Below are 15575 nucleotides of genomic sequence, written 5' to 3' on the forward strand. Positions count from 1 at the left end.
TCTATCAATACTCTTTTCTAATACGTTCACTTCCTCCCTAATAATAAAAAACGCCCCTACGTAAATACGTAGGGACGACAAAAATATCGCGGTACCACCCTAGTTGTGAAGAATACTAAGAAACCACCTAAATAAAAACGCCCCTACGCAAAAACGTAGGGACGATAAAATATCGCGGTACCACCCTAGTTATGAAGCCACACCAAAGTTAGGACCTAAATAAAAAACGTCCCTACGTAAATACGTAGGGACGATAAATATCGCGGTACCACCCTAGTTGTGAAACAATCTTCACCACTTTATTTGATAACGGTATAAACTACCGTCTTTCATTTCCTCATAATGCGAGATTTATGAAAGATGCTCCAGGACGAACTTCATGAATAATCTATATACTGATTCACACCAACCATCAGCTCTCTGAAATAGGGAGATATTCACTACTATACCCTTTCATTGCCCAAATATTATTTTCCGAATTGATTACTATCATTTTTATCACACATTAAAAATAGTGTCAACTTATATTTTGAATTTTTATGTATTACAATCTATTTAAAAATTCGAAATATAAGTTTTAGTTTAGAAAACAAGTGGATTAGTACATAACGAATTCTAACAGGCAATAGAAAAAGAATTACGTATTATTGATACTTATTCAATAATACAAATCATCTAGAAACATAACCTGTCTCTCTGTATTCATTTTTTAAGAGTTTGATGGATACCAAGAAAATTTCGCATCACTATCCAGTGGTCTATTTTTCGTTTCTTCTTTAATTACACGAAACCATTCATTTAGAATTTGAGTTTTGGGCAATTGAGCAGCAAGGTTATCTTCCCAAATTATATGTGAAAACCAGGCTTTCGTTTCCCATTCAAACTGCAATTGCGCAAACGAAATTATAGGGTGATCAGCTTCATGAAATTGCTCATTTACTGCATTTGAAACTTCTGGAGCTTGCGGTAACAACTCGTTCTGAATTCTATTTCTTATCGTCTCATTTTCTAGCTGATCCCAGAAATACAATTGCCCATTTATTTGATAAAAAATATCAAATGAAGCCTCACCTTCCTTCAAATTCAATAATACGAAGGCACGTTCCACATCATTGTCAGCCGCCTTTACAGCATTAACAATTATATTTTGTGCCATTGATATCCAGTAACTAGTCGCTTCCTCTACCGGTGATTCAACATACAATTCTTCACTTAATTCATGAAGAGTGGCTTCTTGCTCATTTACTTTTTCAACTTTTTTAAAAAACCTATTAAAAAAACCCATAACTTCCCCCTTATTACTGTTTTCTATTTCACAAAATAAAAAATAGATTTTTCTTGCTCATCCACATTTACTCCTGGCGCGTATGTATGAACTTGTTGCAACACTTCTTCTATTAGCAACTCTAACTCCTGCACACTATTTTCTGGATTCCCTATTAATGTGTCCGCCATACGTTCATATAATTTTTCAGGTTTAATAGTCATTCGTTCCACATTATTAGGCATCCATTTAAACGCTGGATGATGTACGTACATTTTATTCAAACCAAATAAAACACCGAATACGTTCCTTTGTACTTCGCAAATAACGTCATAAAGCATAAGCCAATCTTTCCGTTTTAAAAGCGCCTTTCGATTGTGCCAACGATTACTTAACCATAGATTTTCTGAAATCATCCGTTTTACTAGTTCATCTGGATATGCCGCTACTTTTTCTTTTAATTCATTCACTTTCCCTTCTCCATACAAACTAACACCATCATGAACGGATGATACAATACATTGTTTTTCATAACTTATATCATATTGATCCACCACATCCGAAATCACTTTCTCTACTGTCTCTGTTAAAAAGTTACTAATCTCTAATTTAATTCCCTCTTTCGTTAAATACGTTTCCGACCATTCTTCTTCCTCATACGGATGATACGATAATATTTTCCCATCAATATGATAAATAGGGGCCCTACGATCCTCATCTTCCGGCGGTGTTGACCATAAAATATGTAATTCTATATCTGAATGTTCATCTTCAAGCTTTCTAGCTACTGAACCCGCTAAAATAATGGCTTCTACTTTCGGATTTTTCCTATAAATCTCTGACATCTCTATCGCTTTCTCTTTTAATCCCATTTCATTTCCCCCTAAAATTGCAGTAATCCCCTATATTCCATTTATCTATTTCGATATTACAGCTTGCATTACCTTTTCAAATTCCTACTACATCATATTTCTATCCAATAGCGCTGAATAACTTCACCAGTATGAGAAGAAACTACTTCATTTTCTAACACACCTCCAACCTTTTGAATCGTTTTAGCAGAACCGATATTGGATTTATCGCAAGTTATTAATACTTTCTGCAATCCTAATTTTTGCGCTTCAGCTAATGCAAGTTGTAGTTGTTTCGTAGCGTAACCGTGGCGACGTTTATTCGGATGGACACTATATCCAATATGACCGCTTTCCCGTAATAATTCTGGATTTAATCTATGTCTAATATTCACAAAACCTATAAGTTCCCCTTTTTCAAAACTTAAAAACTGACTAGATGGCACTCGATTAGCTAGTAAATTTTCTCCTAGTTCTTGTTTACTCACTTTTTCAAACCATTCATCAAGAGAATCAAAGTTTTGTAAAGAACTACTTCCATGTGGTTGTTCCCCTGAGTGTAAAAACGCTTGTCTATACGCCGTAATATGCTCACTATATTCATGGATTGGTTTTAATAGTTTCATTGTTCTTCTCCCCCTCTTCATTCCATAAAACAAACACCTTAATAGCAGCTATTCACTATTAAGGTGTTTCTATCCTTTTTATTCAAATAACCCCATGCTCAAATAACGTTCACCTGTATCAGGTGCAATACATAAAACTTTTTTACCAACGCCTAGACGTTTCGCTATCATGATTGCAGCGTAAACAGATGCTCCAGAAGATGGTCCAACTAATAATCCCTCTTGTCTAGCTAAGTTTCTCATTGTCGTTAAAGCCTCTTCGTCTGCAATTTGAATAATTTCGTTATACACTTCTGTATTTAAGTTTTTCGAGATAAATCCTGGGCTTGTTCCTACTAGTTTATGTGGACCTGGTACACCACCTGATAAAACTGGAGATCCTTTCGGTTCTACTACTGCAATATATAAGTTTGGTAATTTCTCTTTTAACGTTTCACCGGTCCCTGTAATCGTTCCGCCTGTTCCTGCCGTTGCAACAAAGGCGTCAAGCTTTCCATCCATTTGTTCATAAATTTCAAGCGCGGTCGTATAACGGTGAATATTCGGATTAGCTGGGTTTTCAAATTGTTGCGGAATAAAACTATTCGGTATTTGCTTTTGCAATTCTAACGCCTTCGCAATTGCTCCTGGCATTCTTTGTTCTGCTGGTGTTAAAACTACTTCTGCTCCGTATGCTTTCAATAAATTAATACGCTCTTTTGACATATTGTCTGGCATAATTAAAATCGCTTTATACCCTTTAGCTGCTGCATTCATCGCTAAACCAATCCCTGTATTCCCGCTTGTCGGTTCAATAATTGTATCTCCTGGTTTGATGAGACCGTTTTCTTCTGCAACGTGAAGTAAATTATAAGCAGCACGGTCTTTCACACTGCGCGATGGATTAAACATTTCTAGTTTCACATACACATCTGCTGCGTCTTCCGGAATAAATTTAGATAATCGGACGACAGGTGTATCGCCTATTAATTCTGTTACGTTTTCACATAATTTCATAGTGCATCCCCTATTCTATCGTTTTCTTATCACTTGGCAGTAACCATGAAGTGAGTCCAATTAATGGTAGACAACTACATAATAGCATAATAAATTGCAGGCTATATATATCTGCTAATTTCCCAAGAACTACTGCACCTAATGCTCCAAGTCCAAACGCAAGACCTACGATTAATCCTGACACCATTCCCACTTTTCCAGGTACAAGCTCTTGTGCATATACAACAATTACACTAAAACTACTTGAACTAATAAAACCGATACATAAAAATAACGGTACGACCCACACAAGTGAGACATGTGGTAATAACAGTGCAAGTGGCGCTGAACCTAACATTGAAAATACGATGATATTTTTCTTACCAAATCGATCTGCTAACGGTCCTCCGAAGAAAGTTCCTAACACACCAGCAATCATAAATGCGAATACGAAATACTGGGCATTTTTTATAGATAAACCGTAATGCTCTATTAAGTAAAATTGATAGAAATTCCCGATACCAGCACCGTACCAAGAGCGTACAAAAGTAAGAAAAACAAGAAGTATAATAACGAATTTAATGTGTGTACTTACAATTGCATTTTCCGCCTCAAGTGCAGCCCTCTTCTTCCTTCTTACAGCACCGGTTGCTAATTCATTTTTGTACCAATTCGATACGAAAATTAATAATACAATTCCTACTGCTGCAAATGCTGTAAAACCTAATGAACCAATTTGACCGAGTGGAACGAAAATTAGCGCTGTAAAAATAGGAGCTAAAGAATTCCCCGTGTTTCCCCCAACTTGATAAATTGCTTGTGCTAACCCTCGTTTTGCACCTGCCGCCATATACGCAACACGAGCGCCTTCTGGATGAAAGACCGCGGAACCTAAACCAATAAATAAAACAGAAATAATAACAATAATAAAGTTTGGTGCAAACGCGAGTCCAATCATTCCAAGCATACTTGAAAACATGCCGAGTGGTAATAAAAATGGTGACGGCTTCTTATCTGAATACATACCAAACACCGGTTGCATAATCGATGACGTCATATTTAAAGCAAACGCAATCCACCCTACTTGCATATAGGATAAATTCATCGTTTTTTCCAAAATAGGAAACAACGCCGGCACAACTGCTTGCATCGAATCATTTAAAAAATGCCCAAAGCTAATCGCAAATAAAATTCGATATATTGTCGGTGTTTCTACAGTTTTTTTGTGTGAAACTGCCTGCATATGTGAATCTCCCCTTTCTGTACAAAATATATATTTATTACAGTAGGTGTAATAAATTCTGACTTTTGAAACATTTCTATTCTATACTGCTTTCATTTCTTTTTCCAGAAATATAACTTAACTCCCGTCATTGGCTTGCATCCTTGTAACTTTCAGCGGTAAAACAGTACAAAAAAAGACAACCCAATCACATACTGGGTTGCCTCTTACATTAAATTGCAAAATGCTTATACTTCTCGTAATCACTCGTCTTACATTCTATTTCTAATTTGGTACCTTCGTTTTCGTAACTCGTAGATAAAACGTGTGCATGATTATTGAAATACGAAACTACCTGTCCTTGATCATATGGAATTAACATTTCACACTTCGTATACTCTTTATAGATGTGTGAGCGAATCATTTCTACAAGTTCTTCAATTCCAACATGTTTCTTCGCTGATAAATAAACGCGATCTTCTTGCACTTTCGGAATTTCAACATCTACCATATCTGATTTATTATAAGCATAGATCGTTGGAATATTTTCTACTCCAATTTTCTTTAACGTTTCATTTGTAATATCAATTAATTGTTCATAATTTGGATTTGCGTAATCTACGACGTGAATAAGTAGGTCTGCTTCCGCTACTTCTTCTAACGTTGAACGGAACGCCTTCACAAGATGATGTGGTAATTTACTTACAAATCCAACTGTATCTATTAATAAAAATGATTTATTATCTGGCAAATCAATATTTCGTACAGATGTTTCTAACGTCGCGAATAACATATCTTTTTCAAATACTTGTTTTTCTTCTGTACCATTATAAATTTCAAGCATTGCATTCATCGTCGTTGACTTTCCTGCATTCGTATAACCTACTAATGCTACAACAGGTATTTCAGTTTTCTTACGTTGCTTTCGCTGCGTTTGACGCTGGGCAACGAGCGCTTCTAAATCTTTATTTAAAACTGAAATTTGTTCTTCAATTTTACGACGGTCTAACTCTAACTTCTTCTCACCGACACCTTTATTTTTCGTACCAACGCCGCCGCTCTGTCTTCCTAACGATTCACGAAGACCGATTAAACGAGGCATCATATACTGAAGATGGGCTACTTCTACTTGTAGCTGTGCTTCTTTCGTTTTCGCACGTTGCGCAAAAATATCTAAAATTAAAATGGTACGATCAATTACCTTACAATCTAAATCCTCTTCTAAATTTCGAATTTGTGAAGGAGATAATTCATCATTAAAGATGACCATATTCGCATCTATTTCTTGTACATACGCTGCTACTTCTTCAATCTTTCCTTTTCCGATATAATGCGATGGATTTACTCGTTGTAAATTTTGCGTTACTTGCCCAATTACCTCTACATCACAAGCTTCCGCAAGATTTGTTAACTCTTCCATCGAATATGCAAAATCATCTTCATTACCTACATTTACTCCAACTAAAACTGCTCTTTGTAATACTTCTTCCATATATTTATTCCTCCATTTCGATTACGTAAAATAAAAAACACAGGTCGCTGCCTGTGTTTTCGTAAACGGATAAGGGTTCACCAAAGAAATAGAAGAAAGCTATGCTTTCATCCTATTTTATAGTCAAAAAGTCCCAAGATTGTATACGTATCCACAATAAGTGTTCACCTATACAATCCCATTCTATTTATAAAGGCAAAACAAAAAGAGGGCGTATTCGTCCCTCCCTCTTTTTCACATATAAGCTTAATAAAGGGTTCCTTTAAAATAGGCAGACCAATCCCGTTCACTCTGTACACAGACAGAGCCTTTGAGCGCTATTCAATTATTGGCACAAAGTATTGAGACGTAATCTGATTAAGATCAAAGGAAGCCCCTCCGTTCATTTTAAGTTACATAAAGTGTAGCATAAGTAATTCGCTTTCACAAGGTTTAACAACCTATATCACACTAAAGAAAATCGTTATATTTTTACTTTAATCGTCATTTTTTGCGAGTTTTCTCACAACAAAAATCTTTATTGACATTTTCATAACCTGATATTAGTATCAGGTTATGAAAATAAAAATTAGGAGATGTTCCTATGCATTCTAAATCTCGTATTACTGCAATTGGTACTTATGTTCCAAATCAAATATTGTCTAATAACGATTTAGAAAAGATGGTCCATACGAATGATGAATGGATTGTACAAAGAACAGGAATGAAGGAAAGAAGAATCGCTAGCGAAGAAGAATATTCCTCAAACTTAGCCATTAAAGCAATTAAAAATTTATGTACAACATATAAGAAAAACTTAGAAGATGTCGACTGTATCATTGTCGCTACTACTGCTGATTACGTTTTCCCTAGCGTTGCTTGCCAAATACAACAATACTTCAACATACCTCATACACTAGCTTTTGATTTAAATGCAACTTGTGCTGGTTTTACATATGGACTACACGTCGGTAATAGCTTAATCACTTCTGGATCACATGAAAAAGTACTTGTCGTAGCGACAGAGACATTATCTAAAGTTACTGATTATACCGATAGAACGACCTGTATTTTATTCGGTGATGGTGCTGGAGCTATTTTATTAGAAAGAGATGAAGACACCCCAAGCTTTATCGCTGCTCACATGGGAACAAACGGTGATGGCGGCATTCATCTATATAGAACAAACTTATCTACTACTATGAATGGCACACCACTGCAAACAAATGAAAAAATCGTTCAAAATGGAAGAGAAGTATATAAATGGGCAACACGTACAGTGCCAAAAGGCATAAAAGATTTAATACATACCGCAAATATGCCAGTAGATGATATAGACTGGTTCATACCCCACAGCGCTAACTTACGAATGATCGAATCTATTTGCGAAAAATCTCAAATTCCAATACAAAAAACATTAACGAGCGTGGAATATATGGGGAATACCTCTTCAGTCACCATTCCACTCGCTCTAGATTTAGCTATAAAAGAAGGGAAGTTAAATAATGGAGACACACTTTTACTATACGGATTCGGTGGTGGTCTTACACATTTAGGGCTTATTGTAGAGTGGAATTTAATTTAAGTGTATAAAAAGAGGCTCTAGTCAGTAACTAGAACCTCTTTTTCATTTAATTTCTTGCCCCTTTTCGAGACCATATCACAACAGGAATAAGTAATAACGCTAACACGCCTCCAGCCAATGACAATGCCGCATAACTTGAATTCGCTACTACCATACCTGACATCGCTCCACCAGAAGCTCCAGCTAGCGCAATACAAACATCTATTTTCCCTTGTGTTTTAGCACGTGTAGACGGTGTTGTGGAATCAACGATTTGTGCTGTACCACTTATCAATCCGAGGTTCCATCCTAGCCCAAGTAAAGAAAGAGCAACGATTAATAATAATAAAGAATCACTTGGCGCTATCGCAGCTATGACACCCGCTGCAAGTAAAATCACTCCACCAGCTATACTCATTGTAGTTCGGCCAATTTTATCAATTAACATTCCTGTAATGAGAGATGGAAGATACATTGCACCTACATGAAAACCTATCACAAGTCCTACTGCACTTAAACCGTGACCGTGGTGTCCCATATGAACCGGCGTCATCGTCATAATCGAAACCATCACTATTTGCGTAAGTATCATTACGATTGCTCCAACTGTAATACCTCGTTTATTTTCTTTCGCTTCTTCTGTTATTGGTTGCCCTTTATATGTATGTTCCTGTTTATATCTTTCTATTATGTTAGCAATAATTAACGGATCTGGACGAAGCATAACAAAAAGAACTAGACCCGCCAGTATAAATGCTGCTGCCGATAGTATGAACGGACCTGCAAGTTTAGGAACTCCAATTGAATGAGCAAAACTTCCCATTACCCCTACTAAATTTGGTCCTGCAACTGCACCGAAAGTCGTCATTACCATCGTAATACTAACAGCCGTTGCTCTCTGCTTCTTATCTGCTAAATCTGTACCTGCATAACGAGCTTGTAGATTCGTGGCTGTACCGGCACCATATATGAGTAAAGAAATAAGTAAAAGAATAATACTATTTGTTAAAGCTGCCATTACAACACCAATTGCTCCAAATCCACCTACTATAAACCCTGTTGCAAGACCTATCCGGCGTCCATATCGTTGCGAAAGCTTCCCTACTATGAAAGCTGCTAATGCCGATCCCAATGTAAACATAGCAGTTGGTAATCCTGCAAATGCATCTGTTCCAAGCATTTGCTGCGCAAGAAGTGCTCCCACTGTAATACCAGCAGCTAGTCCTGCACCGCCAAACATTTGTGAAATGCTGACGATTATTAACGTTCGTTTGTATAATTTTTGTTGCTCTTCTTCTGTGTACACATGATTATCTATTAAAGCCCCTGCCTTATCTAGCAATTCCCCATCCTCCTTTTAAAATTAATCCCTCTTGTTAATGTACTATGTATAACGTTACATATTCAATGGCATTTTCCATTCATCCCTTTCATTCTAAAAAACTTTCTAATCATACTCGACTTATCCCATGCTATATTAAAAATACTACTATTCACAATAGGCAAGGAGGAAACAATGAAAAAAACAGGCTGCTATAGCCTGTTTTTCTTTACGCTTCTTCTACTAATCTTCCCCTTCTCTTTTTACTCAAAGCTTTCCCTTCCCAAAACAACAAACTTACGAAAGCACAAATTAAAATAATTGGCACACTTGCTTTATATAAATCTGTAAAACTCATAGCCATCTGATTCTTGGCATAATGATTCACATCATTTGAAAATGTGAGTACCTCTTTCTTTATACTTTCCTCTTGTTTTTCAACTTCTTTTGTCACTTGCCTCATAACTTCTTCTCTTTTTACATCTCTATATTCTACTGGAACTTCTCTTAATATTTCATCCGTCTTGTCGCGAATCAATTCTTCCTTTTTCTCTTTACTTAATCCCATTGTCATTGCATTTTGTTTCTTATTTATATTCGACTCTAAACTTTGATTCTCTATTTTCTCTTTAGTCATTTGTAAAATTTCAGTTTGCTCAGCACTATTCACATGAATATTACGCACCTTTTCTTCTGCATAACGATATACTTTTTCTTTATTTACAGTTAAATTGTGAGTTAAGTTAGAGACAAATATTGCAACCGCCAATACAATTCCAACTTGTCGTAACATTGATACAACACTTTGAGAAGCAGTTAACAGTTCTCCTTCAAATGAAGAAGCACTTAAAACTGTAATTGGCCCCACTACTAAACCATATCCAACACCTAATATCATACACGGAATAATAATTTCTATATTTGTTGAATGAACATCAATCATTTGCAACCAATAGTAGGAAAGCCCCATAACAAGAAATCCTGACAAAATAATAGTTACTTTTCCGAGTTTTTTAATTAAAGTTGCTGCAACTGGTGAGATTAAAAATATCATTGCTGAAATAGGTGTCACTAAAAAAGCCGCTTCAATTTCCGTCCGACCTTGTAGTTTCGTCAAGAACGTTGGAAGCAATACAGTAACTCCAATTAAAAATAAATTACTTAATATAACAACGATAGACGCTCCGACAAACATTCGATCTTGAAATAACTTTAAATTCACCATTGGGTTATGAATCTTTCGTTCTACTAAAACAAATAGAATAAGAGAAATAGTGCTAATTGCATAACAAGACAAAGCAATATTACTTTGCCATCCCCATGTATTACCTTTTACTAATATGAGAGTAAATGAAAAAATTGCTGTGCTACTTAATAGTAGTCCTATCCAATCTATTTTTGAGATAATACGTTCTTCATTTTTTATTTGTAGCATGATGCAACATAACACGATTCCTATTATACAAACCGGAACATTAACGAAGAACACCCATCTCCATCCTAAATTTTGCGTAATAATTCCACCTATCACTGGTCCCATAGCAGCTGACAATCCTTGTGTTACTCCTAAAATCGCAAGCGCAACATGCCTCTTAGCTAATGGCATAGCTGATACACCAATTACCATACTTGTTGGAAATAAAATCGCTGCCCCAATACTTTGTATAAAACGAGAAAAAATAAGAAAATCACCTGTATTAGCAAAAGCGCAAAGTACCGATCCACCACCAAAAATCACCAAACCAAGAATATACATCTTTGCTTTTCCAAAGATATCAGCTATCCGCCCTAACGGAATGGCGAGTACTGCAATCGTCATTGTATAAACATTTAATACCCAAGACATCTTTTCTAATGAAGTATTTACACTCGATTGTATTGCCGGTAAAGCTATATTCATAATTGTCGTATCAATCATACAAAGAAAGATACCTAGACACATTAAAAAGACAATCTTAATACCCTTTGTTTGCTCCATCTTTATATACCCCTTTATTTATTGTGAACGCGTTTTTCATTCTTCTGTTTTATTGTTTTCTTTCGCCTCTAACTCTTCTAATTTTTTCTTCAAAGTCTCCACTTGTGCACTATACGATGCAATACCTACATCTAGTGAAATTTCTTCGACGAAAGTAATACCTACTCTCCACTTTTCATATTTCAATCGAAGATCTGCAATGTACGCTTCTTTTCTTTCAATTTCATCTTTAATCCATTTTTTTATTGTTACATCATCACTATAGTTACCAAAATACATTCTCATTAAAAAATCCGAACGTAAAACATCCTTCTCTACAGGCGTCTGCATGTATTGATAAAATTCTTCACGCCCCTCATCTGTAATAAAGTACATTTTCTTATTCGGTTTTCCCTCTTGCATGACAACTTCTTTTTTTATTTTCCCCTCATTCTCCAATTGTCGTAACGTTGGATAAATCATTCCAAAACTTCCATCAAAAAAATGAGTAAATACGTCTTCAAACACAATTTTAATATCGTAACCAGACAATTCCTTTTCCATTAATAAACCTAAAACAACATCTCTTCCCTTCAAAGTAAAACCCCCACATAGTATATAATCGATAATCATATTAACAATATTAATATGATTATCGATTATATACCTTATTTTGTTATTTGTAAAATGTTTCTAAATAAAAAAAGCCCCATAATTTGGTTTTACCAATTCACAGGGCCATTTTCTTATTTACTCTTTCACACCTACATCTTGCAAAACTTCAATATCCTCTTTCATTTCATAATAATAAGAAGGCAATTCTATACCATGTTCTAAGAAATAATCCTCTATGAATGAAATAATGATTTTTAACGTTTTCACACGGGCATACAATTTATCCTTACTTTCAATAATATGCCACTTCGCATTTTGCTTACTTGTTCTTTCAAACATGTCTTCCATCGCTTCAACATACTCATCCCATTTTTCACGATTACGCCAATCTTCATCTGTAATTTTCCATCTTTTCAAAGGATTTTTCTCTCTATCGTTAAATCTCTTTAACTGTTCCTCTTTACTTATATGGTAGAAGAACTTCCCTATTATGTAATGGTCATCTGTTAGTAGTTTTTCAAAATCATTAATCTCATCATATGCTCTCATCCACTCTTCCTTTGTAGCAAAACCTTCAACACGCTCAACTAACACACGACCGTACCATGAGCGATCAAAAATGGTAATTTGCCCGTACTGTGGAATTTTGCGCCAGAAACGTTGCAAATAATGGTAACGTTTTTCATGAGGTGCAGGCGCTCCAATTGGATCTACTTGGAACCCACGTGGGTCAAGATGTTCCGTCACCCGCTTAATTGCCCCACCTTTACCAGCCGCATCCCATCCTTCCATAACAAGCATAACCGCGATTTTTTCTTCTTTCAAAATTTGCTGTAATGCTAATAAGCGCCTTTGATATTTTTCGAGTTTCTTGTTGTACTTAGATTTTGATTCAATTTTTTTCGTTAAATCTACTTTAGCAAGATGTACATTTTCCATAAAACAAAGCCCCCTTGTTGTATGACAATGTTATTTTAACATATTTTTTGGGATTTTTTTCATATCCTAAAAAGCTGTGTAGAAACATCTCTACACAGCTTCCTTCTCTAATTTCACATCTACAAGCACATTTAACTACATTAAAATAAATAATTTATACAGAACTCTTAGTATATTCTTTTTTTAAAACGTAAAAATAGCCCTTTTAAAAAGGGCAGTAATCTAAGTATAGAAAAAACAAATTTATTCTTTCTTACTACATACGTAATTATGCCAGCTATAAGAGTAGTGAATAAGATATTGATTCACTACTCACAATACTCACTTTACATTATATGGTATATTTACTCGTAAAAAGAAGATAATAACAAGTAAATCCATTAAAGAATGGGAGCTCTCAAAAAATGAAACGAAAAATATTAACTCTCTTTACGCTTATATGTTTAGCACTACCAATGCAAGCTAGTGCTTACACATTTCAGTCACTACCGATTGCGTCAAAGTCTAAACAATGGTATGTCGAAATTGATAAATCTCATAACTCAAACAAGCAAGCAATCCAGCCGAAACAAGGTGTATTTGATACGTATAGTTTACTCGTAAAAAACATCGGTCATGATGTATCAAACGTATCTGTGGAAATACTTGATAACAATCCTACCTCTAAGGCTACCTTTAAACCTACTACACCTAATGAAAATATTTCTAAAAGTCATACAAGCTTTGAGTACATGGTATTCCCATTAGACTTTAATAGTCATAATTTTAAAGTTGTGATCACTTGGGAAGAAAAGAATTTCTCTTATAACGGCCATCCGGTAAATGAAGGTAAAAAAATGAAACAAACATTTGTATTTAGTGAAGAATAAGTCCTAATTTCTTTAGGGCTTATTCTTCTTTTTTGAAACCTGCTTGTATCGCTTCCGTCACTTCTTTTGTGATTTCTAATTTTGTTGCTTCGATACTAATTTTTTGCGCCAAATATGTATGGAAGGCTTTTCATTACAAAGTTGTTTTATTAATACTGGTTGATTATATGCTAGGTTATTTTCTATATAGGTCTAGCCCTCTTTTCCCATATAATCAATTAAATCGACGAATACTCGGTACAGACAATGCTATTCCAATTGTTAAAATTACTAAACTAGCTAGTGTTATAATAGTTATCTCGCCACCTATGACAGTAGCTAACCAGCCTACAACTACATACCCTAATGGCAATAAAGCAAAAGAACCCAACATATCAAGACTTGCCACTCTTCCGAATGCTTCTTCTGGTACAAGTTCCTGTAAACTCGTTTCCCAAATGAGTCCAAATATCATCATGCCAAATCCTTCAATTGCCATTAAGAATATTAAAGCGGGTGCCCAAGAAATGAATGGCATAATTAATAAAGCAATACCACTCATTAAAACACCTCCATAAGCCAGTAATCCTCTCTTATGCCACCGCTCTTTCCCACCAAATATTAATGCAGCAATTACAGCCCCACCACCAGAAAAGGCCATGCCAAGTCCATACACGTAAGCTTCAAAATGATGATGAACATTAAATAACCATGGAATTAATACGACGATAATGCCGGCATAACAAATATTTATAAAAGAAAAAACTAAAATTGTAATCCACAGCCACGGATGACTTTTTAAAACTAATACACCTTCCATAAACTCTTGTTTGTAATTAAGCTTACTCTTTTCAATGGGTTTTACTTTTTCAAACTTAATTTCTTTTAAAAATAATAAACATAAAAATGATAATAAGTACGTTACTGCATCTAGTCCGAAACCTATCCCTGCAGACGCAACCGATACGATTAACCCACCAAGTGCTGGTCCAATTAATCGTATACCTTGATTACTCATTTGAGTGAGTGCGTTAGCTGCATTACGAATTTCAGGAACGAATACTTTCGCCCTTACAGCAGAATATGCTGGTTGGAATATCCCTTCCATAAGTCCGTATAAGGCAACGAGAATGTATAAAACTGTAATTGTTAATAAATCCATAAATATAAGCGATGCAAGTAATAGCATTAATATACAGCGGAGTATATCCGTAAATAACATTAATTTAACCCGATCAATTCGGTCTACAATTAAACCTGCAAACGGTAAAGCGAGAATATTAGGTAGCATGTACATTGCCATTGTCATTCCCATCACAACTGTTGAGCCAATTAATGAATACACAACAACTGGGAGTATGACCATAGTTATCGAACTACCTAAGGCCGAGAGTAATTGTCCAATCCATAAAAATTTAAAGTGTGGTGATACTTTAACCGGTAATAATAATTTACCAACATAACCTAAACTTTTCTCCTTTTGTATTTCTCCTTGCATGTCTCTTCCCTCTTTTCGAATGACTATAGAATTTATAATTTATAACTGAAAATTTATAATATTCAATTTCTAATTATATAAGAAACAATTATGTTATGGTAAAATTATCAAAAAAATATAAAGGAGAATACATCATTATGCCTCTAAATTCACATAACATCGAACACCAGATCTATACAATGTGTATGATCCAACGTAACAATGAAGTTTTACTCATAAAACGCCCCAACCATCGAGGTTTCCCTGGCTACATCGCTCCTGGCGGCAAAGTAGATTTCCCCGAAAGTATCGTTCAAGCCGCTATAAGAGAAGTAAAAGAGGAAACTGGATTACTTGTTTCGAATTTAACTTTTAAAGGATTAGATGAATATGTAAATCCGAAAGGTAATGTTCGGTACATGGTATTTAACTACTGGACAGACTC

At 35.3% G+C, this 15575-nt stretch carries 14 protein-coding genes and 1 other annotated feature; of the genes, 3 read left to right on the plus strand and 11 right to left on the minus strand.

Going from position 1 to position 15575, the window contains the following annotated elements; translation table 11 throughout:
* Window positions 1-243: 243 nt before the first annotated feature.
* Window positions 244-466 (minus strand) — a binding site (T-box leader).
* A gap of 243 nt (window positions 467-709) precedes the next feature.
* The 6 genes from MR167_RS26905 to hflX form a co-directional block, all read right to left on the minus strand.
* Window positions 710-1285: a hypothetical protein gene (locus tag MR167_RS26905; protein WP_242315930.1), complete on the minus strand. Its 576-nt coding sequence runs from the start codon at window positions 1283-1285 to the stop codon at window positions 710-712.
* Window positions 1286-1308: 23 nt separating this feature from the next.
* The gene (locus MR167_RS26910) at window positions 1309-2136 is read right to left on the minus strand and encodes a DUF4037 domain-containing protein (RefSeq protein WP_000523177.1); all 828 of its coding nucleotides are present in this window, start codon (window positions 2134-2136) and stop codon (window positions 1309-1311) included.
* Window positions 2137-2228: 92 nt separating this feature from the next.
* Window positions 2229-2741: a GNAT family N-acetyltransferase gene (locus MR167_RS26915; protein ID WP_242315931.1), complete on the minus strand. Its 513-nt coding sequence runs from the start codon at window positions 2739-2741 to the stop codon at window positions 2229-2231.
* Window positions 2742-2819: 78 nt separating this feature from the next.
* Window positions 2820-3737 (minus strand): cysteine synthase A, encoded by a 918-nt coding sequence (gene cysK / locus MR167_RS26920; RefSeq protein WP_242315932.1) that lies wholly within the window; start codon window positions 3735-3737, stop codon window positions 2820-2822.
* 10 nt (window positions 3738-3747) lie between these two features.
* Window positions 3748-4959 carry an MFS transporter gene (locus MR167_RS26925; protein ID WP_001149399.1) on the minus strand — a complete coding sequence of 404 codons (1212 nt, stop codon included), beginning with the start codon at window positions 4957-4959 and terminating at the stop codon, window positions 3748-3750.
* 211 nt (window positions 4960-5170) lie between these two features.
* Window positions 5171-6430, minus strand: coding sequence for a GTPase HflX (gene hflX / locus MR167_RS26930; protein WP_242315933.1), 1260 nt, complete (start codon window positions 6428-6430; stop codon window positions 5171-5173).
* Window positions 6431-7013: 583 nt separating this feature from the next.
* Between hflX and MR167_RS26935 the strand changes: the two genes are divergently transcribed.
* Window positions 7014-7994, plus strand: coding sequence for a ketoacyl-ACP synthase III (locus MR167_RS26935; protein ID WP_242315935.1), 981 nt, complete (start codon window positions 7014-7016; stop codon window positions 7992-7994).
* Between the two features lie 46 nt (window positions 7995-8040).
* Here MR167_RS26935 and MR167_RS26940 read toward each other — a convergent pair whose 3' ends face one another.
* The 4 genes from MR167_RS26940 to MR167_RS26955 all read right to left on the minus strand — a co-directional run bounded on the left by MR167_RS26940 (window position 8041) and on the right by MR167_RS26955 (window position 12805).
* Window positions 8041-9315, minus strand: a complete 1275-nt coding sequence (locus tag MR167_RS26940; RefSeq protein ID WP_242315937.1) for an MFS transporter — start codon at window positions 9313-9315, stop codon at window positions 8041-8043.
* A 208-nt stretch (window positions 9316-9523) separates the two neighbouring features.
* Window positions 9524-11272 carry an MFS transporter gene (locus MR167_RS26945; protein WP_242315938.1) on the minus strand — a complete coding sequence of 583 codons (1749 nt, stop codon included), beginning with the start codon at window positions 11270-11272 and terminating at the stop codon, window positions 9524-9526.
* A gap of 36 nt (window positions 11273-11308) precedes the next feature.
* Window positions 11309-11848, minus strand: a complete 540-nt coding sequence (locus MR167_RS26950) for a PadR family transcriptional regulator (protein WP_000678333.1) — start codon at window positions 11846-11848, stop codon at window positions 11309-11311.
* A 153-nt stretch (window positions 11849-12001) separates the two neighbouring features.
* On the minus strand, window positions 12002-12805 hold the full coding sequence (locus MR167_RS26955; RefSeq protein ID WP_242315939.1) for a polyphosphate kinase 2 family protein: 804 nt from the start codon (window positions 12803-12805) through the stop codon (window positions 12002-12004).
* A gap of 404 nt (window positions 12806-13209) precedes the next feature.
* Between MR167_RS26955 and MR167_RS26960 the strand changes: the two genes are divergently transcribed.
* The gene (locus MR167_RS26960) at window positions 13210-13674 is read left to right on the plus strand and encodes a hypothetical protein (protein WP_000823339.1); all 465 of its coding nucleotides are present in this window, start codon (window positions 13210-13212) and stop codon (window positions 13672-13674) included.
* A 214-nt stretch (window positions 13675-13888) separates the two neighbouring features.
* Here the strand turns inward: MR167_RS26960 and MR167_RS26965 are convergent, their stop codons facing one another.
* Window positions 13889-15151 (minus strand): MFS transporter, encoded by a 1263-nt coding sequence (locus MR167_RS26965; protein WP_001161167.1) that lies wholly within the window; start codon window positions 15149-15151, stop codon window positions 13889-13891.
* A gap of 137 nt (window positions 15152-15288) precedes the next feature.
* Between MR167_RS26965 and MR167_RS26970 the strand changes: the two genes are divergently transcribed.
* Window positions 15289-15575 (plus strand): NUDIX domain-containing protein (locus tag MR167_RS26970; RefSeq protein WP_242315940.1); only part of this gene is annotated, 287 nt, incomplete at its 3' end.

The sequence above is a fragment of the Bacillus cereus group sp. BfR-BA-01355 genome (assembly GCF_022663675.1).
GTDB lineage: Bacteria > Bacillota > Bacilli > Bacillales > Bacillaceae_G > Bacillus_A > Bacillus_A thuringiensis_S.

What these genes read in the sequence shown, in the direction of transcription:
- MR167_RS26905 (WP_242315930.1), bottom strand. Translation starts at nt 1,285, where the DNA reads ATGGGTTTTTTTAATAGGTTTTTTAAAAAAGTTGAAAAAGTAAATGAG.
- MR167_RS26910 (WP_000523177.1), bottom strand. Translation starts at nt 2,136, where the DNA reads ATGGGATTAAAAGAGAAAGCGATAGAGATGTCAGAGATTTATAGGAAA.
- MR167_RS26915 (WP_242315931.1), bottom strand. Translation starts at nt 2,741, where the DNA reads ATGAAACTATTAAAACCAATCCATGAATATAGTGAGCATATTACGGCG.
- cysK (WP_242315932.1), bottom strand. Translation starts at nt 3,737, where the DNA reads ATGAAATTATGTGAAAACGTAACAGAATTAATAGGCGATACACCTGTC.
- MR167_RS26925 (WP_001149399.1), bottom strand. Translation starts at nt 4,959, where the DNA reads ATGCAGGCAGTTTCACACAAAAAAACTGTAGAAACACCGACAATATAT.
- hflX (WP_242315933.1), bottom strand. Translation starts at nt 6,430, where the DNA reads ATGGAAGAAGTATTACAAAGAGCAGTTTTAGTTGGAGTAAATGTAGGT.
- MR167_RS26935 (WP_242315935.1), top strand. Translation starts at nt 7,014, where the DNA reads ATGCATTCTAAATCTCGTATTACTGCAATTGGTACTTATGTTCCAAAT.
- MR167_RS26945 (WP_242315938.1), bottom strand. Translation starts at nt 11,272, where the DNA reads ATGGAGCAAACAAAGGGTATTAAGATTGTCTTTTTAATGTGTCTAGGT.
- MR167_RS26955 (WP_242315939.1), bottom strand. Translation starts at nt 12,805, where the DNA reads ATGGAAAATGTACATCTTGCTAAAGTAGATTTAACGAAAAAAATTGAA.
- MR167_RS26960 (WP_000823339.1), top strand. Translation starts at nt 13,210, where the DNA reads ATGAAACGAAAAATATTAACTCTCTTTACGCTTATATGTTTAGCACTA.
- MR167_RS26965 (WP_001161167.1), bottom strand. Translation starts at nt 15,151, where the DNA reads ATGCAAGGAGAAATACAAAAGGAGAAAAGTTTAGGTTATGTTGGTAAA.